General features: G+C 35.2%; 21 protein-coding genes. 15 read left to right on the top strand and 6 right to left on the bottom strand.

The window, feature by feature from the left end:
• The first annotated feature begins 92 nt into the window (after window positions 1–92).
• The 3 genes from VB798_RS20575 (at window position 93) to VB798_RS20565 (ending at window position 3141) form a co-directional block, all read left to right on the top strand.
• Entirely contained in the window at window positions 93–782 is a 690-nt protein-coding gene (locus VB798_RS20575; protein WP_323689121.1) for a hypothetical protein, read from the top strand.
• A gap of 193 nt (window positions 783–975) precedes the next feature.
• Window positions 976–2190 carry a pyridoxal phosphate-dependent aminotransferase gene (locus VB798_RS20570; RefSeq protein WP_323689120.1) on the top strand — a complete coding sequence of 405 codons (1215 nt, stop codon included), beginning with the start codon at window positions 976–978 and terminating at the stop codon, window positions 2188–2190.
• Between the two features lie 171 nt (window positions 2191–2361).
• On the top strand, window positions 2362–3141 hold the full coding sequence (locus VB798_RS20565; RefSeq protein ID WP_323689119.1) for a queuosine precursor transporter: 780 nt from the start codon (window positions 2362–2364) through the stop codon (window positions 3139–3141).
• 86 nt (window positions 3142–3227) lie between these two features.
• Here the strand turns inward: VB798_RS20565 and VB798_RS20560 are convergent, their stop codons facing one another.
• From VB798_RS20560 to VB798_RS20550, 3 genes are all read right to left on the bottom strand, one after another.
• Window positions 3228–3956, bottom strand: a complete 729-nt coding sequence (locus tag VB798_RS20560) for an esterase family protein (protein WP_323325403.1) — start codon at window positions 3954–3956, stop codon at window positions 3228–3230.
• Window positions 3957–4081: 125 nt separating this feature from the next.
• Window positions 4082–4687 carry a GDSL-type esterase/lipase family protein gene (locus VB798_RS20555; protein ID WP_323689118.1) on the bottom strand — a complete coding sequence of 202 codons (606 nt, stop codon included), beginning with the start codon at window positions 4685–4687 and terminating at the stop codon, window positions 4082–4084.
• A gap of 164 nt (window positions 4688–4851) precedes the next feature.
• Complete coding sequence (locus VB798_RS20550) at window positions 4852–5595, bottom strand: TrmH family RNA methyltransferase (protein WP_323689117.1); 744 nt, start codon at window positions 5593–5595, stop codon at window positions 4852–4854.
• Between the two features lie 49 nt (window positions 5596–5644).
• Here VB798_RS20550 and tamL point away from each other — a divergent pair, with 49 nt between their 5' ends.
• The 4 genes from tamL to VB798_RS20530 all read left to right on the top strand — a co-directional run bounded on the left by tamL (window position 5645) and on the right by VB798_RS20530 (window position 11593).
• The gene (gene tamL / locus VB798_RS20545; RefSeq protein WP_323689116.1) at window positions 5645–8110 is read left to right on the top strand and encodes a translocation and assembly module lipoprotein TamL; all 2466 of its coding nucleotides are present in this window, start codon (window positions 5645–5647) and stop codon (window positions 8108–8110) included.
• A 145-nt stretch (window positions 8111–8255) separates the two neighbouring features.
• A complete protein-coding gene (gene miaB, locus VB798_RS20540; RefSeq protein ID WP_323689115.1) occupies window positions 8256–9671 on the top strand; it encodes a tRNA (N6-isopentenyl adenosine(37)-C2)-methylthiotransferase MiaB in 1416 nt (471 codons plus the stop codon).
• 61 nt (window positions 9672–9732) lie between these two features.
• Window positions 9733–11076 carry a sigma-54 interaction domain-containing protein gene (locus VB798_RS20535; RefSeq protein ID WP_323689114.1) on the top strand — a complete coding sequence of 448 codons (1344 nt, stop codon included), beginning with the start codon at window positions 9733–9735 and terminating at the stop codon, window positions 11074–11076.
• Entirely contained in the window at window positions 11057–11593 is a 537-nt protein-coding gene (locus VB798_RS20530; RefSeq protein WP_323689113.1) for an LptE family protein, read from the top strand. Before VB798_RS20535 ends, VB798_RS20530 begins: the two co-directional genes overlap by 20 nt.
• 56 nt (window positions 11594–11649) lie before the next feature.
• On the opposite strand, the gene VB798_RS20525 is transcribed toward VB798_RS20530, so the two are convergent.
• On the bottom strand, window positions 11650–11889 hold the full coding sequence (locus tag VB798_RS20525) for a hypothetical protein (RefSeq protein WP_323689112.1): 240 nt from the start codon (window positions 11887–11889) through the stop codon (window positions 11650–11652).
• A gap of 76 nt (window positions 11890–11965) precedes the next feature.
• Here VB798_RS20525 and VB798_RS20520 point away from each other — a divergent pair, with 76 nt between their 5' ends.
• From VB798_RS20520 to VB798_RS20510, 3 genes are all read left to right on the top strand, one after another.
• Window positions 11966–12673, top strand: coding sequence for a hypothetical protein (locus tag VB798_RS20520; RefSeq protein ID WP_323689111.1), 708 nt, complete (start codon window positions 11966–11968; stop codon window positions 12671–12673).
• A 92-nt stretch (window positions 12674–12765) separates the two neighbouring features.
• A complete protein-coding gene (gene secG / locus VB798_RS20515; protein WP_184135550.1) occupies window positions 12766–13107 on the top strand; it encodes a preprotein translocase subunit SecG in 342 nt (113 codons plus the stop codon).
• Window positions 13108–13253: 146 nt separating this feature from the next.
• On the top strand, window positions 13254–14945 hold the full coding sequence (locus VB798_RS20510) for a glycosyltransferase family 39 protein (RefSeq protein ID WP_323689110.1): 1692 nt from the start codon (window positions 13254–13256) through the stop codon (window positions 14943–14945).
• A 51-nt stretch (window positions 14946–14996) separates the two neighbouring features.
• Here VB798_RS20510 and VB798_RS20505 read toward each other — a convergent pair whose 3' ends face one another.
• The gene (locus VB798_RS20505) at window positions 14997–15710 is read right to left on the bottom strand and encodes a hypothetical protein (RefSeq protein WP_323689109.1); all 714 of its coding nucleotides are present in this window, start codon (window positions 15708–15710) and stop codon (window positions 14997–14999) included.
• A 344-nt stretch (window positions 15711–16054) separates the two neighbouring features.
• Here VB798_RS20505 and VB798_RS20500 point away from each other — a divergent pair, with 344 nt between their 5' ends.
• From VB798_RS20500 to VB798_RS20485, 4 genes are all read left to right on the top strand, one after another.
• On the top strand, window positions 16055–16333 hold the full coding sequence (locus VB798_RS20500; protein ID WP_184135555.1) for a co-chaperone GroES: 279 nt from the start codon (window positions 16055–16057) through the stop codon (window positions 16331–16333).
• A gap of 156 nt (window positions 16334–16489) precedes the next feature.
• A complete protein-coding gene (gene groL, locus VB798_RS20495) occupies window positions 16490–18118 on the top strand; it encodes a chaperonin GroEL (protein WP_323689108.1) in 1629 nt (542 codons plus the stop codon).
• Window positions 18119–18289: 171 nt separating this feature from the next.
• Window positions 18290–19543: an ATP-binding cassette domain-containing protein gene (locus VB798_RS20490; RefSeq protein WP_323689107.1), complete on the top strand. Its 1254-nt coding sequence runs from the start codon at window positions 18290–18292 to the stop codon at window positions 19541–19543.
• 66 nt (window positions 19544–19609) lie between these two features.
• A complete protein-coding gene (locus VB798_RS20485; protein ID WP_323689106.1) occupies window positions 19610–19735 on the top strand; it encodes a hypothetical protein in 126 nt (41 codons plus the stop codon).
• A gap of 340 nt (window positions 19736–20075) precedes the next feature.
• On the opposite strand, the gene purL is transcribed toward VB798_RS20485, so the two are convergent.
• Window positions 20076–23765, bottom strand: a complete 3690-nt coding sequence (gene purL / locus VB798_RS20480) for a phosphoribosylformylglycinamidine synthase (protein ID WP_323689105.1) — start codon at window positions 23763–23765, stop codon at window positions 20076–20078.
• Window positions 23766–23960: 195 nt separating this feature from the next.
• On the opposite strand from purL, the gene VB798_RS20475 reads away from it, so the two are divergent.
• Window positions 23961–24908 carry a hypothetical protein gene (locus tag VB798_RS20475; protein WP_323689104.1) on the top strand — a complete coding sequence of 316 codons (948 nt, stop codon included), beginning with the start codon at window positions 23961–23963 and terminating at the stop codon, window positions 24906–24908.
• The last annotated feature ends 364 nt before the right edge of the window (window positions 24909–25272 follow it).

The raw sequence follows: 25272 nt of genomic DNA, 5'->3' as shown, positions 1-25272 counted from the left end.
AATAATCTTTAATAATTCTGAAAAAAATGATCAAATACCTAAAAATACTATGCTGCTCGAGCTTATTTATTTCTTGTTCTTCAGTAAATATCATGAAAATGCGTCCGATTGAACAAGAAAGTATTGTTGATAATGGCAAAGAAATCGTTAAACAAGAAAATAATGAGGTAAAAATCGTAGCATCTTATGATGGACGTTATCAAAAATATATGGTTTTCGATGTTGAACTCTTTAATAATACCGACGAACCTCTTACTATTTCACCTAAAGATTTCAAAGCAATACCTCTTGATATTAATAAAAATCAATTGATTTCTGCGAATGGACAATACACTTATAGTTATGAAGCTGTTGAACCCGAAGAAGAGTTAAGTAAAGTACGCCAAGAAATGAATTATGAGGAAACGAAAATCAAAAGAGCGAAAACGGTCAATACTGTTTTATTTATAGGAGGCATTGTGGCAATGATTGCAAGTTCTTCGAATAGAAATCCAGAAAGGGCTTGGCGAAATGCGAATATAGGAGAAACAATGGTACAAGTAGCGCAAATTAAACGCATTGCAGACCATGAACATTATTATTCAAGAATGGACAAACTTAGTGGGGAACAAAATACTTGGATGAATGAAAACTTCAAAGCCACAACTTTAGCGCCGCATACTTCTATCCGTGGTGGTATTTTCTTAGAGGCAAATACTCAAGCAAAATATGTTCAACTAAACTATACATCTGAAAGAAGTAACATCAATTTTCTATTTGAACAATGGTTTGAGAAACGGTAAAATAATACAATTTTTAAATATTTATTAAGGTTTATTGAAACAAGTTAGCTTTCAATAAACCTTTTTTGATTTTCAGTTAAGTGTATTTGCTTATTTTTTCCCACCTTTGCAGACTCAAAATTGAAAATCAAACAATAGCTTATTTTCAATCTATATGTTTGGCTTTCAAACAACAATGTAAAAATAATATTGCATGGAAATCTTAAAAAGTAGTCGCCTTGATTCGCTACGCTACGATATTCGTGGGCCAGTTTACGAAAAAGCACTTCAATTACAACGTGAAGGCTATAAAATTACTTCGTTAAATATTGGCAATCCGGCGACATTTGGTTTTGAAACCCCTGAGGAAATCATTCATGATATTATCATGAACATTCGCAACGCACAAGGATATGCTGATTCCAGAGGACTTTTCGCCGCCAGAAAGGCCGTTATGCAATATTATCAAAGTAGAGGAGTAAAAAATATTGAAATTGAAGATATATATATAGGTAACGGTGTAAGCGAGTTGATTTCATTAACAATGATGGCTTTATTAAATCCTCATGATGAAATTTTGATTCCATCTCCAGATTATCCACTTTGGACAACCTCTGTGGGACTCGCTGGTGGAACTCCTGTACATTATGTATGTGACGAATCTTCTGACTGGAATCCAGACTTAAAGGATATTGAATCAAAAATTACCAAAAAAACTCGTGGAATTGTTTTAATTAACCCAAACAATCCGACTGGAGCTGTTTATGACAAGGAAATTGTTGAAGGTATTGTTAGACTTGCTGAAAAACATAAGCTGATTGTTTTTGCTGATGAGATTTACGATAAAATTCTTTATGATGGAGCCATTCATCATTCTACAGCTGGAATGTCGGAAGATACTTTAATTGTAACAATGGGTGGTATGTCAAAAAATTACCGTGCTGCAGGTTTCCGTGGTGGCTGGATGATTTTGACTGGCGCAAAGCATAAGGCAAAATCGTATGTTGAAGGACTTACTTTTTTAGCTTCAATGCGTTTGTGCGCTAATGTTATTACACAATATGGTATTCAAACGGCTTTAGGTGGTTATCAGTCGATTAATGATTTAGTCGCTCCAACTGGGCGTTTGTACAAGCAAATGCACTTAGCCCATGAAAAACTTGTTGCTATTCCGGGTGTAACTTGTGTACGACCAAAAGGTGCAATGTACTTATTTCCAAAGTTTGATTTAAAGCAATTTGATTTCAAAAATGATGGCGATTTCGTATTGAGTTTATTAGAAGATCAACGTATTTTGGTTGTTGGGGGTAGAGGCTTTAACTTCAAAGAACCAGACCATTTCAGAATCGTTTTTCTTCCACATTTGGAGCAATTAGAATTGGCGATGAATAAAATCGCACTTCATTTTGATAATCATCGTAAAAAGTAAATTTAGATTTTGGGAAAGATACATTTTGCTTACACAAGCTAAATAAGCAATCGAAATCAACAATTTTTAACATAATTTGTTATCTTCGTAAAGAGGTTAGATTTTCAAACATCTAGCCTCTTTTGTATTTATCTGACTTTCTATTTTTATCAATATTCATTCTTAAAAATAATGAACTCAAAATTTTCCATTCTTAGCTCCAAAAGAAACAAATTATTCATCTTCCTATTTGGCATTTTTTTATCAAATGCTATTGTCGCTGAAATTATTGGTGTTAAAATATTTTCTGTAGAATCTACTTTTGGTTTTAAACCACTTCATTTACAAACCTTTTTAGGAACTTGGGATATTAACCAAACCGCTGGTGCATTAAACTGGCCATTTGTATTTATTACTTCTGATATTATTAATGAATATTTTGGAAAAAGGGGCGTTAAAAGAGTATCCTATTTAGCCGCTGGTTTTATAGCATATTGCTTTATTATTATTTATGGTGCTACGCTCCTTACTCCAGCTCCTTTTTGGTTAGAAGTAAACAAAGGCACTGATAACTTTAATATTGATTATGCTTTTGGGAAAATTTTCAGACAAGGTTTGGGAATTATTACTGGCTCATTGACAGCATTTTTGATTAGTCAACTATTAGATGCCTATATTTTTCATGCGATTAGAAAAGTAACAGATAGCAAAAAAATCTGGTTGCGTGCCACTGGTTCTACTTTAGTTTCACAATTAATTGACAGCTTTGTTGTAATCGGAATTGCATTTGTACTTTTCGGGAATTGGACAATTGACCAATGGCTTTCTACTTCATTAAACAGTTATTTGTATAAATTCTTTACGGCAATTTTATTAACGCCAATTATTTACTTGGCTCATAATTTGATTGATAAATATCTAGGAAATGATGTGACGGATAAATTACAAGTTGAAGCAGCTTCTGAAGAGTAAGTTTTAAGAAAATACATAAAAAAGCCATTAACATTCAAACTTTAAGTTTATGATGTTAATGGCTTTTTAACGTCAAAATATTGGTTTTATAAATATAACTGAACCATTTTACGCCAATATCGAGCTTTATGAGCTTCTTCGTCCCAAACGTATAATTTATTGACAATTCCTTTTCTCCAGAGAATATCGCTAAAATACTTATTGTTTTCAAGAAAAGCATCATCCTGACCAATTGCTAAAATAAACTCTACTCTTCTCAGTTCATTTAGTATATTTTCATCATTAATGTTAGGAATAAATTGAACAGGATTGTTATAATAAATATTTTCGTCATGATAGCCATCAAACAAATCCTTGAAAACACCAACTTGCCAAGTTAAATCATAACGCCCGCTCATTCCGACAACCCTTGTAAAAAACTGGGGGTATTTTGTGGCAACATTCATAGCATGATAAGCACCTAAACTACAACCCGCCGAAATCATCGTCATGTCTGGATTGATTTGTCGAGTAAAAGGCAACACTTCATTAATGATGTATTCTTCGTATTGCATGTGTCTTTGAATACGATAACTCGGCGAACTTTCAACACTGTAAAGGCTTTCAGCATCTACGCTATCAACACAAAAAATCTGTAAATAACCTGCTTCTATTTTATCTTTAATGGCATCTATTACATGCCAATCTTCATAATCATAAAAACGAGCACCACGAGTAGGAAAAAATAAAACCCTAGCTCCGGCATGACCGAAAACTAGCATTTCCATATCTTTCTGTAGATAATTACTAAACCATTTATGATATTCTCTTTTCATACTTTTCTAAAATTGTGGTTTAGAAACACTAATAAAAATTATATTTGATTTATAAGCATTACCATGTAATGTATATCGATACTCTTGATGAAAAAATGCTTTGTTAATCATACCATATTTTGATTTTATTGTAAAACAAGGGTTGAAAGATGTTCAACTAGCTTAGTTTTTAGTAAATCGTGACCCAACTTATTGAAATGTAAACCATCGTTTTGATAAAATCTTGAATCAGGACGATGTTTATCATCCAAATATTGGTCATAAATATCTACAAAATGAAGTTGTTCGCCTCTACTTTTTATTTCTCTTTCAATAATCTTGTTGGTATATTTCACTTGTTCGTTCAAATACCAACGTTGTGGACTCGGTTTGATAGATATATAAGTACAATCAATCAATCCAAATCGTCTTTGAATATTTTCAAATAATTGAAAAAGAAAAAGAAAAATTTCTTCTGGATGACGATTATTACTTAAATCATTGTCGCCAGCATAAATAATTACCGAATTAATTTCTTCAAATTGAGCAAACACTCTATCAAAATACCAAGCACAAGCCGATAAAGTAGAACCTCCAAAACCTAAATTAACAGGAGAAAATTCTTGAAAATCATGATATAAACTCTCCCAAAGGGTTATTGTTGAACTTCCATAAAAAGCCGTTTTGGGTTGATATGGTAATTTCAAACGCTCTTGCTCTAATCTTTTTACTTCGTCTTCGTACCAAAACATAGCTCCAGAATTTATATAAATGCAAAAAAAACAGAATTGCTTTTCACAGTGGTTAGTAAATAGTTAACAAATCGTTACGGATTTATCTCGAATTTAAATTTAAATAAAATATTGAAAATCAACCGATTAAACTAGGTAAATTCATACAAAAACCTCAGATTTTATCATTTTCCTCTTCTAAGATTATCACAAATAACCGCAGTGGCTATTCCAGCATTCAAAGATTCGGCCGCTCCGAAGCGTGGAATCGTAATTTTATCAGTCACCAAACACTCTACTCCTTCCGAAATTCCATTGGCTTCATTTCCAATTACAATGTATCCTGCCTCAGCAAAAACAGTTTGATGAACATTAGCAGAATCCAAAAAAGTACCATAAACTTTCAGCTTGTTTTCAGCCAGAAACATCTGCAAGTCTGTATAATAAATTGCTACACGGGTAAATGAACCCATTGTTGATGAAATCACCTTTGGACTATAAAAATCAACTGTTTCTTTCGAGCATACAATTTTTTTGATTCCGTACCAATCTGCCACACGAATAATTGTTCCTAAATTCCCAGGGTCTCGAATATCATCAAGGATTAATACATATTCATTTTCTTGCGCAAATATTTCTTGGTTCGCTTTCGTTTTCACAGTAGCCAAAGCCGCATTGTTTGAACTAAATGAACCAACACGTTCTAATTCAGCTTGTGTAACAATTTCTGGACGAATGGGTTGTTTCTCTAAAAGGCTTTCGTTTTCTTTGTAGAAATCATCTGTAACAAAAAGTAATTCTACTTCAAAATCAGATTGAATAAGTTCGAGCACGCTTTTTGCTCCTTCTACAATAAAAGATTGATGCTCTTGTCTAAACTTTTTTTGTTGCAGAGAATTAATGTATTTAATTTGATTTTTTGATAGCATCAGTCTAAAAATTATTGATTATTTATAAAATCTATTATCATTGTTATCCTTGAAAAAAACGCTTTCCCATATCTCTTTGTTTTCGATAATCATCTATTTATCAGGATGTTCACCAAAAGTCATATTAACTGACCCTTTGCTGTATTCACAGACTTTTAAAGGGAATAAAATTGTTACCACCGAAAAACTAGAATCTTTACTTCCACAAAGACCCAACAAAAGAATACTTAAAACGCCTCTTACGCTTGGATTATATTTTCACCAGCTTTTTGCTCAAAATTATCCAAATCAAAAGCTAAAATGGCAAAAAGAACTAACAAAGTTAAACGAGGATTTCGACCGTGTAGCAAATTCAATTGATAATAATTCTTTGGCTTTCTTAGAATTATCAAAAAAGAAAGAAAGTAAAGCACAAAAACTCACTAAAAAAATCAACGAAGGCAATTGGGGAATGCGCACTTTTGGCGAAGCTCCATCTTATTTTTATGAAGAAGATGCCAAGAAAAATGTTGAGAAAGTAAAAACCTATTTCAAAAATCATGGCTTTTTCAATTATGCTGTAAGCTACAAAGCTGATAGCCTTTTCTTCAAAAAAAGAAGTATTGCTGTTACCTATTTGGTAAACGAAGGCAATTATTATCCTTTTTATAAAACAGATTCGTTGGTTACGCCCGACAGAGCGATTTATGCTATCTTAAAGAAAAACCAACACCAAAGTCTGCTAAAAAATGGCAATCGTTTGGAAGTAGAAACTTATAATGCCGAAAAAAGTAGAATTGAAGAATTATTGAAAAACAATGGCTATTATCATTTTACAAAAGAGAACGTAAGTATCCGTATTAACGATTTGGACACTGCCATTACAAAAGGAATTGAGGCAATTACTTTTGTGCCAAATCCCGACCGTCCTCCGCAAAACCCGAATTACAATAAATCGTATCTGCTTAACAAAGTAACATTTATTTCGGATGGTACTTCACCGAATATTCCTAAGGCAAAGGTAGATACCGTAGTTTTTGGGAATATCCAGTACTTATTCGTGAATAAAAAATTCTCTGAAAAGCTATTAGATACCAAAATTGATATTCGTCCGAACGAGCCTTACAGTCTTCAAAAGGTAACTTTAACTCAAAAAAAACTGTATGGACTTGACCAATTCCAATTCACAAGAGTAAATTTTGATACAACCAAAGGTGTTTTGGATGCTACGATTTATGCTCGTCCTTTAGATAAATATCAGTTCACTGCCGAAACAGGTGGAAGTATTTATAAATTGGTTTTAGGACCTTTCTTTAATACTTCTTTCAAACTGCGTAATTTAAGAGGTAGTGCGAGTTCCTTAGAAACGAATTTTCGCTTTGGTTTTGAAGCCCAAGCTGGTTTCATTCGCCCAGATATTGTGAGTAGAAATTTAGAATTGGGCTTCAACTCTTCGATTATCATTCCAAAAATTTTAGCACCCAATTTTATCGCTCAACGATTGAATGATTTTACACCACAAACTCGTTTGGGTGGTGGAGTTGAATTTGTCGGGCGACAAGAATATAACCGATTAAACTTTAAAATTAACCAGACTTATTTATGGAGACCTTCGCCAAATAAATTCTGGCAAGTTTCATTGATTGACTTAAACTTACTTTCTACTTCGTATCCGAACAATCAGCAAGCTCGTGATTTCAAAAACTTTTTGGATAGCCTTCAACGCTATGCAGGTAACAATTTGGGGCGAAGCTTTAATAAATCTTTCGTTTCTAGCATCAGTGCTTCTTATACTTATACCGATAATCCTTATGGACAAATCACCAAAGGAAATTATTTAAGAGTACTCTTAGAATCTGGCGGAACTACCCTTAACTTTTTCCCGAAAGGCAAAATAGGTTTTGTCGCAGACGTTTTTGGTGATAGTTTACAATTCTATCGTTTCTTGAAAATTAATGCTGATTATCGAAGATACCTTGCTTTAAATCCTCAAGGCAATTCCATTTTCGTTTATAAAATCAATACGGGTTTGGCTTATGCTTATGGTACAGAAAGAGGTTTACCTTATGAAAAGAACTTCTTTGTAGGTGGACCAAACAGTTTGCGTGCTTGGAAACCAAGAGGTTTAGGCCCTGGTTCTGCACAAGGTAATTTCGACCAACCCGGAAGTATTCTTCTCGAAGCAAGTGCAGAATATCGTTTCAAAATTTTAAGATTTTACGGAGACTATAATATTAACGGAGCATTTTTTGTGGATGCTGGTAATGTTTGGCGTTTTCAAGGACAAAATACGGAAGGGATTACTGGTAGCGATTTTCAGTTTGATAGATTTTATAAAGAAATTGCCGTCGGAACTGGTTTTGGTGTTCGTGTCGATTTATCATTTTTTGTTTTGCGTTTAGATTGGGCGGTAAGAATGGTAGATCCTTCTTTACCAGAAAACAATCGTTGGGTATTATTTAAACCTAGTGAAAAACTGCCTTCTACTTATCGTAATCCATTGGTTTTAAACTTCGGAATTGGTTATCCTTTTTAATTACAACAATTTACTGACATTCTGTCAGACATAACAATATTTCTTCGTAATTTTGCCCCTCATCACAGGCTTGTGATTCCATTAGTCCAAAAATAATTTTCACGTTTGCTCAATCATTTGTAGCAAAATTGGTGAACAAAAAGATATGAGAAATTTAGAAATACTTACTGAAGAAGATAAAGAAGCTTTAGATCTTCCACGCACTACTGTGGATGAAATAGGAAAACAAGACAAAAAGAAACTTTACATTGAGAGTTACGGTTGCCAGATGAATTTCTCTGACAGCGAGATTGTTACTTCGATTTTACAAGAAAATGGCTATGCGACTACTTCTCTATTTGACGAAGCAGACGTTATTCTTTTGAATACTTGTGCCATTCGTGATAATGCAGAACAAAAAGTAAGAAATCGTTTAAAGAATTTTACGCATCTCAAGAAAAAACGTCCAAGTTTGGTCGTAGGTGTTTTGGGTTGTATGGCTGAACGTTTGAAAACGAAGTTTTTGGAAGAAGAAAAAATCGTTGACGTAGTAGCAGGGCCAGATTCATATCGTGATTTACCTAATTTATTTGAAGAAGTAGAAGAAGGCAATAAAGCGATTAACGTTTTCTTATCTAAAGAAGAAACTTATGCAGACATTTCGCCAGTTCGTTTGAATTCAAATGGCGTAACGGCTTTTGTTTCAATCATGCGTGGTTGCGACAATATGTGTTCTTTCTGCGTAGTTCCTTTTACTCGTGGTCGTGAGCGTTCTCGTGATGTTTATTCTATCTTGAAAGAATGTCAAGATTTATTAGACAATGGCTACAAGGAAGTTACTTTATTAGGTCAGAATGTTGACTCTTACAAATGGGCTTCTGCTGATGGAACTGAAACTGTCAATTTTGCTCAATTATTAGAAAGAGTCGCTTTGATTAATCCATTATTGAGAGTTCGTTTCTCAACGTCTCATCCAAAAGATATTACAGACGAAGTACTTTATACCATCAAAAAGTACGAAAATGTTTGTAATTATATTCACTTACCAGCCCAAAGCGGAAGTAGTAGAATTTTAAAATTGATGAACCGTACTTACGACCGTGACTGGTACATCAATCGTGTTGATAAAATCCGTGAAGTATTGGGCGAAGAATGTGGTATTTCTCAAGATATTATCGCTGGTTTTTGTACAGAAACCGAAGAAGACCATCAGGAAACACTTTCGTTAATTGAATACGTTCGTTACGATTATGGTTATATGTTTGCTTATTCTGAGCGTCCCGGTACACCTGCGGCTAAGAAATTAGTAGATGATATTTCTGACGAAGAAAAGCAAAGACGTTTGGCAGAAATCATTGCACTTCAACGCAAAATTTCTCAGGAACGTAATGAAATGTCGGTTGGAACAATTCAAAAAGTATTGATTGAAGGTGATTCTAAGCGTTCAGCAGATTTCTTACAAGGTAGAAATGACCAAAATAAAATGGTGATTTTACCAAAGGGAAATCATCAAAAAGGCGATTATGTGAATGTAAAAATCACTTCATGTTCATCAGCTACTTTGTTTGGAGAAGTAGAGTAAAAAGAAATATCTGCCTTGTTTAAACAGATTCATTTCATTTTTACAAAAAACACTTATTCAAATGCAAACGTCCGAACTACAATCCATAAAAGCCCGATTTGGTATTATCGGCAATTCTCCAGCATTAAACCATGCGATTGAGGTGGCTTCACAAGTTGCCCCAACCGACATGACTGTGCTGATTACTGGAGAAAGTGGTTCTGGGAAAGAATCATTTTCAAAGATTATCCATAATCTTTCTGCCAGAAAACATGGACAATTCATCGCCTTAAACTGCGGTGCAATTCCAGAAGGAACGATTGATTCTGAACTTTTCGGACATGAAAAAGGTGCTTTTACTGGCGCAATTGATGCCCGAAAAGGTTATTTTGAAGTAACCGATGGCGGTACGATTTTCTTAGATGAAATCGCCGAAATGCCATTGGGAACACAAGCTCGTTTGTTAAGAGTATTAGAAAACGGCGAGTTTATCAGAGTGGGTTCTTCTAAAGTTCAGAAAACAAATGTTAGAGTAGTTGCAGCAACCAACATCAATTTGATGACTGCCGTTGAACGTGGTAAATTCAGAGAAGATTTATATTATCGTTTGAATACTGTTCCGATTTTTGTGCCACCCTTGCGTGACAGAGGAATGGATATTGAATTACTTTTCAGAAAATTTAGTAGCGATTTTGCTGAAAAATATCGTATCAAACCGATTCAGCTTACTTCTGATGCACAACAAATTTTGTTGACCCAACGCTTTCCGGGAAATATCAGACAATTAAAGAATCTTGCCGAGCAGATTTCTATTCTTGAAACTGATGAGAGAATTGTGGATGGCGAAAAACTAGCGCATTATCTCCAGATGAACAATGGAAAAATGATGGGTAATAGTTTGGTTAGAAGAGATTTTGAAGCACAACAAAACGATAATTTCACCGAAAGAGAATTACTCTATAAAATTCTGTTTGACATGCGAAAGGATGTGACCGAATTAAAAAGAATGTTCTTAGAAGTATTGCAAAACGGTGAAGTAAATCCAGATATTCTGAAACAAAATGAAAGCCTTTTCCAAAACATTGAAAAGGAACGTTCATTTCCATTCCAACCCAATTATCAACCTGAATTCAACAATCCGAGAACATTACCGCCAACAGCGAATAATTTCTCGAATAATCAGCCTGATAACGAATTAACAATTATTAACTTAGGAAATAATAATTCTGAGAATAAAAATGCGTTCATAGACGTTACCCACGAAGCCGAAGAAGTATCTTTCTCTTTAGAAAAACAAGAAAAAGACATGATTATCAAGGCTTTACAAAAAAATAAAAACAAGCGTAAATATGCCGCACAAGATTTGGGAATTTCAGAAAGAACATTGTACCGAAAAATCAAACAGTATGATATTGAAGAAGAGTAAAACTCCTTTTTGGGCTTCCTCGAAAGTTAGCATTGTTGCTCTTTTAAGTTTGAGTATGTTAGTGTTGAGTGGCTGCTATTCTTTTCGTGGAGCTAGCTTAGACCCGAATTTAAAAACGATTCAAATTCAAAACTTTGCTTTTCAAACAGCTGGAGGACCTGCCAATTTGAGTTTGACTTTCAACGAGAAAATCAAAGAGTATTTTCAAAGAAACACTTCCTTGAAAATGACAAACAGCAATCCTGATTTGATGTTTGAAGGTGCTATCACTGGTTTTGATGTAGAAGCACAAGCACCCACGGCAAATGATAAAGGTGGTTTGAATAGGTTGACGATTCGTATTCAAGTGAAGTTTACGAATGCTAAGGATGAAAACAAAAACTATGACCAAGAGTTTTCTTTTTATCAGGATTTCCCTCAAACACAGACTATTACGGCGGCTCAAGGCACTTTAATTCCTAAAATACTTGACCAAATCGTATTAGATATTTTCAATAAAACTGCTGGAGAATGGTGAGTTAAGAATGATGAGTTGTGAGTTTTAAAATATTGATTTAAAGCAAATTGATACTCTTAACTCACTTTCCCTGTATTAGAAGACATAATTTGTGACTCCTGAATCACTTTTTCTGTATCAGAAGACATAATTTGTGATTCTTGAATCACTTTTTCTGTATCAGAAGACATAATTTGTGACTCCTGAATCACTTTTTCTGTATCAGAAGACATAATTTGTGACTCCTTAATCACTTTTTCTGTATCAGAAGACATAATTTGTGATTCCTGAATCACTTTTTCTGTATCAGAAGACATAATTTGTGACTCCTGAATCACTTTTCCTGTATTAGAAGCCCATTATTCAAAGCTCAAAAAGCTAGCTATTGATAAAATGACTAAAGAAACCTTTACATATCTGGTGGCTAACCTTTCAGAAGTTTCAGCACTTGAAATAAATGGACTGGAAGAAACCATTCAACAATATCCATATTGTTCGCTTGCTCATACTTTATTGGCAAAAGCTTATGAAAACGATGAGCTTGCCAAACAGGCTAAATTACGTAAAGCTGCCGCTTATTCATTAAGCAGAAATGCCCTGCGTAGAATTATGAATGGTACTTTTACAAACCACTCGAACGTATCTACAACTGCAAAGTTCGATTCTGATTTCTTAAGAAAGCTAGAAACAATCTTAGAAGCCAAAGAAGATGAAGACAAACGCAAACAACAAGAGTATCAGCAAGAAGTATTATCGGATAAAGAATTCTTGAGTTATTCAACCGTGGCAGAAGATATGTTGTTGAATGAAATAGCTCAGAAACAGCAATTGCAAAATACCATCATTGAAAACTTTTTATTGAAAGACCCCGGCTTAATCAGAAGTAGTAAAAGCCAGCTCGAAGCAATGGGAAAACAAGAAGATTTATCATTGAATAGCGGTAAATTAGACAAAGGAATTGTGACGGAAAGCTATGCTAAAATCCTTACGATGCAAGGAAGGAAAGAGAAAGCAATAGGAGTTTATGAGAAATTAATTTTGAAATTCCCAGAAAAAAAGGCGTACTTTGCAAGCAAAATTCAAGAGCTATCAGAATTTTAAATTTACCATTATTATTTAAGGACTTGTCAGCTCGTTTCAGTGAGTTTAAAAATATTAGAATTTCATTTTCAAATTTTCAAATTAAATAAAAGATGTTCGGAGCAATTATCGTAGTTATTTGCATCATTGCAGTGTTATTAGTATTTGTAGTATTAGTTCAAAATCCTAAAGGTGGTGGTTTATCAGGAGAATTCGGAACGGCTGGTGCAAGCCAAATGTTTGGTGTTCAACGTACAGGAGACCTTTTAGAACAAATTACTTGGGGAGGTGCAATTACTATCGCTTTATTAGTTTTAGCTACTAAGTTTATCACACCTACTGAAAGTGCTGAAACGTTCAAATCAGTAAATACAGAGGCAGCTTCTAAAAAAGCAGGTATTCCAGCAGCAGCACCCGCATTAGGAACAAACCCTACTGATACTTCAAAAAAATAAGGTTTATCACATTAAATAGTTTTCGGAATATCGTCTATTCAAGACATATTTTACAATTAAATTAATTAGAATAGTCATTTTAGTTAAGATAGTTCATGCGAGACTTAATGAAAAAATATCAATACTTAATTTTAGCAAGCATACTAATGCTTGCTTTTTTTTTACGCTTTCATAACATCGGCGAACACGGATTGGCGGGTGATGAAAAGTACTCTCTCTTTGTAAGTCAGTTTACAAGCTATGAAGGGAACAATCAGAAAGACTCTGTTCGCAAACCTAAAAATCCTTACTTTACCCCTCAAGAATTTTGGTCGGAAAAGGATTATCACGATTTCTTTGATTCAATTGCTCGCTTAGACACAGGCAATGGCGCACTCTATACTTATTCATTGCATTATTGGACGAGTGCCTTTGGTTTGTCAGACCAAAGTTTGAGATTTCCGTCGTTGATATTTAATTTGTTGACAATTCTGGTCATCTTTGCTTTCGTCAAAACACATTTTCAATCTGTCAGACTAGCACTTTTAGCATCTTTCCTAGCTGCGATTTCTCCTTTTTACATCAATTATTCGCAGGTAGCCCGTAATTATGCTTTACTATATTTCCTTTCAATTTTAGCAACACATCTTTTGTTATTGATTGTAAAGAAAGAAGAAAAAGCCGAAAAACCTGTTGGATATTACTTACTTTATGGCTTAACAGTATTAGCTTGTGAGCTTTGCCATTTTTCTACTTTCCCTTTATTCTTTATTCATGGTTTGTATGTACTCTTGCATGTAAGAGTTTTACGTACTTGGATTGGACTCAGCTTATCAATGATTATTCCTTTGATTGGCGTAATATTTTGGTTAAAATCAGACGGAGGAAAATGGCTGTTCGATTATGTACAGAACAGTGTAAAAACCTATAATTATCTCGCACAAAACTCGCCAGATGAATACCTTTCGGTAGCTACAGTAAAGAATATTACCAGACAAATTCGTCATGTAATTTCTTGTGCCTTTATCAGTAGCGAAGGGCTTTATCTTCAGTTAACAGGTTTAAGAAACACTTTATTGACCATTGCGGCTTCATTGACAGGGATTTTAGGATTCATCCTGATAAAATCTGAAAAGCTTAAAATGGCGCTCTGTACTTCAATGGCGATTGCAATTTTAGTTTTCTGTACTGTTGCCAAAGGGCAATTTTTGGTGTTGGGGCTAAATATTGTATTGGTATTTATCTTGATAAATCTTATTTGGAAGAATAGAAAAAAGGAAGGGAATAACCTAATCTTATTTCTTGTCTCTTTAGTTGTTTTACCTTTTGTTTTCTTAATATTTTTCTCTTGGCAAGATGGTAACACTTTCAGAATTATGCCAAGGTATGTTGGATACTCCTACTCTTTCGGCATTATCTTAGTGGCTTTATTAATAAGAGAAATTTGGCATTTGAAATCGAATGTAAAATATGTTTTATTGGCAATGTGTTGCGTACAGTGTTACTTATTGACGGGTATCATCCAAAATATTTGGCAGGATAATCCGCCACGATATTTTATGAGTTTTGCAGAACCTCGTAAAAACAATCCATATCAATTAGTGGCAAATAAAATTGTACAAAATTATGCTGAAGGCGATACTGTATTGTATTCTAACCATCAAGATACTACGCCTGGCGGAAAAGATATTCCTTCCTATTCAGTGGTAGATGCTCAGCTTACTAATTTTTATTTGCCTAAAAACTCTCAGATTATTCAAAGAGTAAATCAACAAGAACCTGAAAAAATTATCTTGAAAAAGAAAAATGGAACAGAAATTATTCTTTTTGATTTTGAAGGAGTAAGATTTAGATATTAAACATAGAAAAACAAAAAAGGTGATGGAATTCCATCACCTTTTTTGTTTTTCTCAATTCGTTACAACTTCTACTACTTTCTTTTTAGCGATTGGCAAAAAGGTTTCTTCCAATGGCAAAACATATTTTGATTCTACCAAATAAGTAGCAGGATTAGGAAGATGCTTATAACGTTTTACTAAATCTATTTTAATGTTCTCGAAAGTACTCAAGGCACTTTTTTTAATGGTTTCTACATAAAAGGTTTTTAAGCCTCGCAATCGTTCATGCTTGTTTTCAAAAATTGTAAGATTGTACTGATAAACCCTTGTTTCATGAATAATGGGTTCATGCAATAACAAGTAACCATCATTTTTGTAAAGTGGTAAAATCCCAATCGGCGCAATATGAATATCCTTTTGTACTTCTGCTACAATCTGCTCGCCTTCATGCAAAGCATTTTTAAATCTGGGCAAGGCATATTCCATGATTGATTCAATCTCAGATAAATACTCACTTTGAGGTTGATTTGAAAATTCATATTCGACATCCAAACTTTCAGGATTTACTCCTCTGATTCTTTTTGGAAACTGAACACTCATCTGGTTAATACCATCCTTGAAATACATAGAATAATCGTAATGATACTGCAAATCTCGTAAGTCAGGATATAACTTCTTACTTTTAAAATTACTTTTAACCTGTTGCAAATATGCCAGTAACACATATTTCTTGTACTCAAAATCAATGAGTCCAGTGGTTAGCCAATCTTTCTCTAAGCTTTTCATAGGCGACATCATTTAGTGAAGGATTATTATTTAAAAACAGACTAAACTTAAAAGCATTCGCTTTCGCTTTAGAATAATAAAATTAATGATTTCCACGAAAATGCCAAGATTTCTGAAAAGTATTTTAAAGTCTGTCAAATAGTTATTAGCGTCTAATCATAGATTTCTATTTTATATCAAAACCTGACAATTTTACCGTTTTTCAGACAATGGCATAAAATATGATGAAATTGCAATGTTGTATGCACATTCGTTTGATTTTTGAAAATTATTTACAAAAATCAAATCGCATTTCAACAATTACCTAAAAAATCAAATACAAAAAATAACTTATCAAAAAAACAATGTCAACAGTTAGTATCAAGCCTTTGGCTGACAGAGTTCTGGTAGAACCAGCAGCCGCAGAAGAAAAAACATCATTTGGGATTATCATTCCTGACACTGCTAAAGAAAAACCACAAAGAGGAATTGTAGTAGCAGTTGGTTCTGGTAAAAAAGATGAACCATTGACAGTTGCAGTTGGCGACACTGTTTTATACGGTAAATACTCAGGAACTGAAATTGCAGTAGAAGGTAAAGATTACCTTATCATGCGTGAAAGCGATATTTTCGCAATTCTTTAATTTTTATGTTATCTGTTATTCGTTAATTGTTATTTGTAACATTATCACTGATGACAGAATAATTTCAAAAAATTCAATAAAAGTTGTTTGCTCCGTTATTAATTTAATCATCGTTACTGATAACGGACAACCGATAACTAATAACTAATACCAAAAATGGCAAAAGAATTATTTTTTGACACAGACGCAAGAGACAAACTGAAAAAAGGCGTCGATACTTTAGCTAACGCTGTTAAAGTAACTTTAGGACCAAAAGGTCGTAACGTAATTATTGACAAGAAATTTGGATCACCTTCAATCACTAAAGATGGTGTTTCAGTAGCGAAAGAAATCGAATTAGAAGACGCTGTTGAAAATATGGGTGCTCAGTTAGTGAAAGAAGTTGCTTCTAAAACTGCTGACCAAGCTGGTGATGGTACTACTACTGCTACTGTATTAGCACAAGCTATTTACACTATCGGTTCTAAAAACGTTGCTGCAGGTGCTAACCCAATGGATTTGAAACGTGGTGTTGACAAAGCAGTTGGTGCTGTTGTTGCTTCGTTGAAATCTCAATCTAAAGCAATCGAAACTTCACAACAAATTGCTCAAGTAGCTACTATCTCTGCTAACTCGGATGCTACAATCGGTACAATGATTGCTGATGCGATGGACAAAGTTGGTCGTGAAGGTGTTATTACTGTTGAGGAAGCTCGTGGTACTGAAACTGAAGTTAAAACAGTAGAAGGTATGCAGTTCGACCGTGGATATTTATCTCCATACTTCGTAACGAATACTGAGAAAATGGAAGCTGAATTAGAGCGTCCGTTCATCTTGATTTCTGAGAAGAAAGTATCTTCAATGAAAGAATTATTACCAGTATTAGAAGGCGTTGCTCAAACTGGTCGTCCTTTATTAATTATTGCTGAAGATGTTGACGGAGAAGCTTTAGCTACTTTAGTAGTTAACAAAATCCGTGGTGCATTGAAAGTTGCTGCTGTTAAAGCTCCAGGTTTCGGTGACCGTCGTAAAGCTATGTTAGAAGACATCGCAGTATTAACAGGTGGTACTGTAATTTCTGAAGAACGTGGTTTCAAATTAGAAAATGCTACTATTGAATATTTAGGACAAGCTGAAAAAATCATCATCGACAAAGACAACACTACTGTTGTGAACGGAGTTGGTGCTAAAGATGGTATCGAAGCTCGTGTTAACCAAATCAAAGCACAAATCGAAAATACTACTTCTGATTACGACCGTGAGAAATTGCAAGAACGTTTGGCTAAATTGTCAGGTGGTGTTGCTATTCTTTACATCGGTGCTGCTACTGAAGTAGAAATGAAAGAAAAGAAAGACCGTGTTGACGATGCTCTTCACGCTACACGTGCCGCTGTTGAAGAAGGTATCGTAGCTGGTGGTGGTGTTGCTTTAATCCGTGCTATCAAAGCATTAGACGGTTTAACTGGTGACAACGAAGACCAAACAACTGGTATCAACATTATCCGTCAAGCAATTGAATCTCCATTGAGAACTATCGTTGCTAACGCTGGTGGTGAAGGTTCAGTAGTTGTTAACGCTGTTAAAGCTGGCGAAGGTGACTTCGGTTATAACGCTCGTGAAGACAAATACGAAGATATGATTGCTGCGGGTATCATCGACCCAACTAAAGTAACTCGTTTAGCATTAGAAAACGCTGCTTCTATCGCAGGGTTATTATTGACTACTGAATGTGTTATTGCTGACAAACCAGCTGCTGAAGCTCCACACGCACACGGTGGTGGCGGCGGAATGGGTGGAATGATGTAATATCAATTCTGAATTTTGAGTTTTGAATTATGAGTTAAATTATCCTTCAAAACTTCAAATTAACATTCAAAAAACTCCTCATTAGCAATGCTTTTGAGGAGTTTTTTATTTCTCCTAAATATAAAGGCCTTTACTTCTTGCAGAAATATTCAAAATCAAGCGGTTTATTTTATGAAAAACACCAAACATTGGGCAATATTCTTATCAAACAGTGCCAACAAACAAGTATTTATTCAACAATTGCTATCTCAGAAAGCTACGGGAATTTTTGAAGTTTTAAACAAGTCAAACGGTTTGTTATTTTCAAGCCTGACGGTCAATGATTTTATTGATGAAGAAAATCGACATGGATTTACGGCTGTAACCAAACATCTTGACAGAAGTTTGAAGTCGATGTCGAGCGGAGAACAGAAAAAAGCTTTGTTGAATTACTTGGTTGCACAAAAGCCCGATTACTTGATTTTAGATAATCCTTTTGATAATTTGGATGTAGCGGCTCAGGCTTCTTTATTAGCAATGCTCCATGAAATTGGTACACATACTTCATTAATTCAGCTAATCAATCGTGAAAGAGACTTATTGTCTTTCATCAGTAATGTTGTAAGTATCGAAAAAAATAACCAATTAGTTGTACACGAAGACCTTCAAATTTTTCTTAAAAACTATAGAAAAAATCAAACCTCTTCTTTTTCAGGAGAAATCCCTCCTCCTATCAAGCATTACGATTTGCCCAATCCTGAATTGATTAAATTCAACAAAGTAAATGTAAGTTATGGTGAAAAACATATTTTAAAAGACATTACTTGGACAATCCATAAAAATGAATTTTGGCATTTAGTCGGGCCAAATGGTTCTGGGAAAACTACTATGTTGTCGATGATTACGGGTGATAATCCCAAAGGATATGGACAGGATTTAACCCTATTTGGTAGAAGAAAAGGTACTGGCGAAACAGTTTGGTCGATTAAAAATAATATCGGCTACGTTACGCCTGCCATGACGGATTTATTTACAGCAAGTCACACTTTAGAACAAATGCTAATGTCTGGCTTTTATGATTCTATTGGCTTGTATAATAAACCTTCTGATTTACAAATCAAGCTCGCCAAACAATGGCTTACTTTAATTGAGATGAACAAGCTCAGTAAAAAGCCATTTTTTATGCTTTCGACAGGGCAACAACGCATGGCTTTGATAGCCAGAGCAATGGTAAAACATCCGCCACTATTGATTTTAGATGAAGCCATCGCTGGTTTAGATGACCACAATACTTCACTGGTTATATCATTAATCAACAAAATTGCTAACGAAAGTGAAAGTACCATTTTGTACGTCTCGCATCGCAACGAAGCAGGACTTTTTCCAAGAAATATATTTCAATTATTTCCTTCGGAAGAAGGGTCTGGTGGAGTGGTGATGAAGTAGAAAGAGCATCATTTTAATACTTGAATGAATCAATTTAATACTCGTGAGTATTGTTTTAAGACTTGATTGAATCAATTCGATGCTCGTGAGTATCGTTTTAATGCTCAATTGAATCAATTCGATACTCGTGAGTATCGTTTTAATGCTCGAATGAATCAATTCGATACTCGTGAGTATCATTTTAAGACTTAAATGAATCTATTAGATGCTCTTGAGTATCGTTTTAATGCTTGATTGAATCAATTGGATGCTCGTGAGTATCGTTTTAATGCTCGAATGAATCAATTAGATACTCGTCAATCTACTTTATGAAAAAGAAGTGAAAACATTAAATTAAAAAGCCCATCGACAAACGACGGGCTTTAAATCTTTCACTTAATTACGTTTCTTGAAGTATATATAAACTTGCAAGAAAGAGGCTTGATTAAGCATTACGTTATAAAATCAGCTTATACAGGCTTTTGAAAGCCTATTTTTTTCTATTAGCTGGCGAATTAATTCGCCAGCTAATAGAAAAAGTAAAGTTCTGTTTCTATTTATTCTTCTCCTCAATCCAAAGCCTTGCATTAATAAATGCTTCTAACCAAGGACTTACTTCGTCGTTTTTGCGGTTGGCTGGGTAGTTTGCCCAGTTCCAAGGGAAGGTTGAACGTTCGATGTGTGGCATGGTTACTAAATGGCGACCTGTGGCATCACACATCATGGCGGTGTTGAAATCCGAGCCGTTTGGATTGGCTGGATAGGCTTCGTAACCGTATTTTCCTACAATACTGTATTTTTCTTCTCCGTAAGGCAACACAAATTTTCCTTCTCCGTGCGATACCCAAACGCCTAATGTAGTACCTGCTAAAGTAGAAAGCATTACTGAATTATTTTGCTGGATAGTAACCGAAGTAAAGATACTTTCGTGTTTATGCGATTCGTTATGGTGCATTTTGCCGTGTACTTCGTGGTCTGGATTAATCAATTCCAATTCCATAAACAACTGACAACCATTACAAATACCTACCGAAAGGGTATCTTCACGAGCAAAGAATTTTTTGATAGCGGCGTTGGCTTTTTCGTTGTACAAGAATGCTCCTGCCCAACCTTTTGCCGAACCTAAAACATCTGAATTAGAGAAACCTCCTACTGCACCAATAAACTGAATATCTTCTAAGGTTTCACGACCAGCAATTAAGTCAGTCATGTGAACATCTTTTACATCAAAACCTGCCAAATACATCGCATTCGCCATTTCACGCTCTGAGTTTGAGCCTTTTTCACGAATAATTGCCGCTTTCGGACGAGCTGAAATTGTACTGTTATCCGTTAATTTTCCAGTGAAATGTGAAGGGAAAGTATAAGCTAAAGCTTGGTTTTTGTAATTGCTATAACGTTCTAAAGCTGTTCCGTTTTTCGATTGTTTTGAATCTAACAAGAAGGAAGTTTTGAACCAAACATCTCTTAATTCAGCTACTGCAAAGTCAAATGAAGTATCATTGTTTTTCACCGAAACTGTATTACCTTCTACTACTTCACCAATTTTAACGATAGTAATATTGTTTTCAGCAAAAACCGCTTCAACCGAAGCATCCGCTTGGAATACCAAGGCAATGTTTTCGTTGAATAATGCTTTTACAGTATCAACTTCTCCCAAACCTGAAAGGTCAATATTTGCTCCAAGATTTACGTCGGCAAAACACATTTCTAACAAAGTCGTAATCAAACCTCCGCTACCGATGTCGTGTCCTGCTGCGATTTTGCCTGCTTTGATTAAGTCTTGGAAAGTATCGAATGCTGTTTTGAAGTACGCTGCATCTTGAATCGTTGGCACTTCCTTACCTACTTTGTTCAAGATTTGAGCAAAAGAACTACCACCTAATTTGAAACTATCTTTTGATAAGTTCAAATAGTAAATTGCTCCGCCATTGCGTTGTAAAACTGGCTCAACTACTTTATTGATGTCCGAACAATGTGCACCTGCCGAGATAATAACTGTACCCGGAGCGATTACTTCATCGTTTGGATATTTTTGTTTCATCGAAAGTGAATCTTTTCCTGTTGGAATATTGATACCCAATTCGATAGCAAAATCCGAACAAGCCTGTACGGCTTCGTACAAACGTGCATCTTCACCCGCATTTTTGCAAGCCCACATCCAGTTAGCAGAAAGCGAAACCGATTTTAAGCCGTCTTTCAACGGAGCAAAAACGATGTTTGAAAGTGCCTCCGCAATGGCAGTACGTGAACCAGCCGCTGGGTCAACGATAGCAGCTACTGGCGAGTGACCAATAGAAGTAGCGATTCCGTCTTTTCCTTTGAAGTCTAGAGCCATTACGCCTACATTGTTCAAAGGTAATTGCAATGGTCCTGCACATTGCTGTTTAGCTACTCGTCCGCCTACGCAACGGTCAACTTTGTTGGTTAACCAGTCTTTACAAGCTACGGCTTCTAATTGCAATACTTGTTCTAAATATGTTGGAATTTCGGCTTCTGAATAAGACAAACCTGCGTAGTTACGCTCAATGGTTTTGTCTTCCATCACGATTTTAGGAGAACTTCCGAACATTTCTGAAATCGCAAAATCCATTGGTTTAGCACCAGTCGATTTCGATTCGAAAGTAAAGCGGTTATTTCCAGTAATATCTCCCACAGTGTACATTGGCGAACGCTCACGTTCTGCAACACGTTGAAGAGTTGCTAAATCTTTTTCACCAATCACCAAGCCCATACGTTCTTGGGATTCATTACCGATAATTTCTTTAGCTGAAAGCGTTGGGTCGCCTACTGGCAATTTATCTAAATCAATCAAACCGCCTGTTTCTTCTACCAATTCAGATAAACAGTTCAAGTGTCCACCTGCACCGTGGTCGTGGATAGAAACGATTGGATTATGGTCAGATTCTACCAAACCTCTAATCGCATTGGCAGCACGTTTTTGCATTTCTGGGTTTGAACGTTGGATAGCGTTCAACTCTATACCCGAACCAAAAGCTCCAGTATCTGCCGAAGAAACCGCTGCTCCACCCATACCAATGCGGTAGTTTTCACCACCCAATACCACTACTTTATCGCCTACGCTTGGCTTTTGTTTTATCGCCTGACTTTCTTTGCCATAACCAATACCACCAGCCAACATGATTACTTTATCGAAACCTAATTTGCGAGATTCCTCTTCGTGTTCAAAAGTAAGAACAGAACCCGTAATTAATGGCTGACCGAATTTATTACCAAAATCAGAAGCACCGTTTGAAGCCTTAATCAAAATATCCATTGGCGTTTGGTACAACCAATCACGCTCGTTAACCGCTTTTTCCCAAGGACGATTTTCTTCTAAACGAGAGTAAGAAGTCATGTAAACCGCTGTTCCAGCCAATGGTAATGAACCTTGTCCACCTGCCAAACGGTCACGGATTTCACCACCAGAACCTGTTGCAGCACCGTTGAAAGGTTCTACAGTTGTTGGGAAATTGTGCGTTTCAGCTTTTACAGAAATCACAGAATCGAATTCTTTTTCTGCATAAAAATCTGGTTTGTCGGCAGATTTAGGAGCAAATTGGGTAACACGTGGGCCTTTAATAAAGGCAACGTTATCTTTATAAGCAGAAACGATGTCGTTCGGATTCGTTTCAGAAGTTTTCTTGATAAGTTTAAATAAAGAACTTGGTTTTGCCTCACCATCAATCACAAAAGTACCATTGAAGATTTTGTGGCGACAGTGTTCCGAGTTTACTTGAGAGAAACCAAATACTTCTGAGTCTGTCAATTTACGACCTAAATTTGCTGCCAAACCATTCAAGTAGCCAACTTCTTCTTCGCTCAATGCGAGACCTTGTTCTTTGTTATAAGCGGCAATGTCATCAATTTCAAGAATTGGCTCAGGCTCAATCTTGATGGTATAAATTCCTTGATGTAATTGCGTATATTTTTGCGAAAGCATCGGGTCGAAATCAGTAAAATCCTCCGCTACTGCCGTAAATTCCTCAATACGAACAATTCCTTGAATACCCATATTTTGGGTAATTTCAACAGCATTGGTACTCCACGGCGTAATCATGGCTGCACGTGGACCTACAAAAACAGCTTCCAAAGTAGCATTTTCTTGGTTTACAAGGGTAAAAGTATGGTCGATTTTACTGTTGAAAAGCCAAAAGAGTTTTTGAATATCTTCATCTGAAAGAATGGCATGCGTTTGCACGGCATAAACTGTGCTGGAGTGACTCCCGAAGAAATGAATCATGATGAAACAGATTGTTGGTTGTTTGTCGGCTAATTTCTAAAACAACATAAATACAGCCGAATTGCTAAAGAGTTGCAAATTTAGCGGTTTTGAAAAAGAATACCTATAAAAATTTAAGGGATTGGTTTTGTTTGCGTGAAGCTTGTATATTGGAAATATTTTATCACAATAATCTTTTAACGAATTTACACTCCAATGAAAAAATTGCTTTTCCTTTTTTTATGTTTCTTTACTTTAGAAACATTTGCTCAAAAACGTTCTATTAACAACAAGCTTGGTTCTGAACATATTTTCATTTCAGCCACAAAAATAGCATTAGTTCCTCCGCCAAATTTTGCAAAAGGGGTTGGCTTTAGTGGCTTTCAACAAGCCGAAACGAATTCATCAATTTTAGTTGCCGAAATTCCTGCTCCTTATCCAGAAATGGTAAAATCTTTTACTGCTGAAAACCTTAAAACGAGAGGAGTTATTCTGATTAAAACGGAAGATATTTCTTTTCAAAATACACCTGCAAAATTACTCATCACCAAGCAATCTGCTAATGGTATGGATTTTTCAAAAACAATTTTAGTTTTTGGAGATTCTAAGAAAGTCTTTTTAGTAAATTTTCTGTACCCCGAAAACGATAAAACTTTAGCCGAACAAATGGACAAAGCAATAGCGTCTGTTGTTTATCAAAGTACTAAACAGGTAAATCCGCTTGAAGAAGCAAATTTCAAGATAAATACCGCTGATACAAAGTTCAAATTTGCTCATTCACTTTCTGGCTCATTAATTTTTACTAGTGACGGACAATTACCTCCTGTCGATACAGACAAAGCTTTTCTTTCGGTTGGTCAAATACTTGTCAATACTTCGACTGTTCCAGACAAAAAACTATTGGCTATTGAAACAATGCAGAAATTCCCCAATGGCAAGAAAACTAAAATTGAAAAAGTATCTACCATTGAAATTGATGGTATGACTGGCTACGAAGTAATTGGAACTGGCGAAAATGAAAAAGGACAAAAAGAATTAATTTATGAAGTAATGCTATTTTCAAATAGCTCTTATTATTTAATCGTTGGAATTGCACCAATTCAATTTGACAGCTATTTACAGGTTTACAAAAGCATTGCTAAAACGTTTGAGAGGAAATTATAATAGCTCTAAGTGAACTATAAGACCACTCCGAGTGAACTAAAGACCGCTCCGAGTGAACTATAAGACCATTCGAGTGAACTAAAGACCACTCTAAGTGAACTAAAGACCACTCCAAGTGAACTACAAGACCACTCTGAGTGAACTAAAGACCGCTCTAAGTGAACTACAAGACCATTCCGAGTGAACTAAAGACCACTCTAAGTGAACTACAAGACTACTCCAAGTGAACTAAAGACCACTCTAAGTGTCTCATCCTAAAAAAGCTTGACAGTATTAGGGGTTAAAAACTGAATTGATTGTCAAGTTTTTTTTATTGTATTACCAAGATTACACCATTTATTTTTTATTTCTAAATGTATTTTAA

It is taken from the genome of Arcicella lustrica, assembly GCF_034930985.1.
Taxonomy (GTDB): Bacteria; Bacteroidota; Bacteroidia; order Cytophagales; family Spirosomataceae; genus Arcicella; species Arcicella lustrica.
The sequence above is the reverse complement of the archived record's forward strand: the minus strand, read 5'-3'. Positions and strand labels throughout refer to the sequence as shown.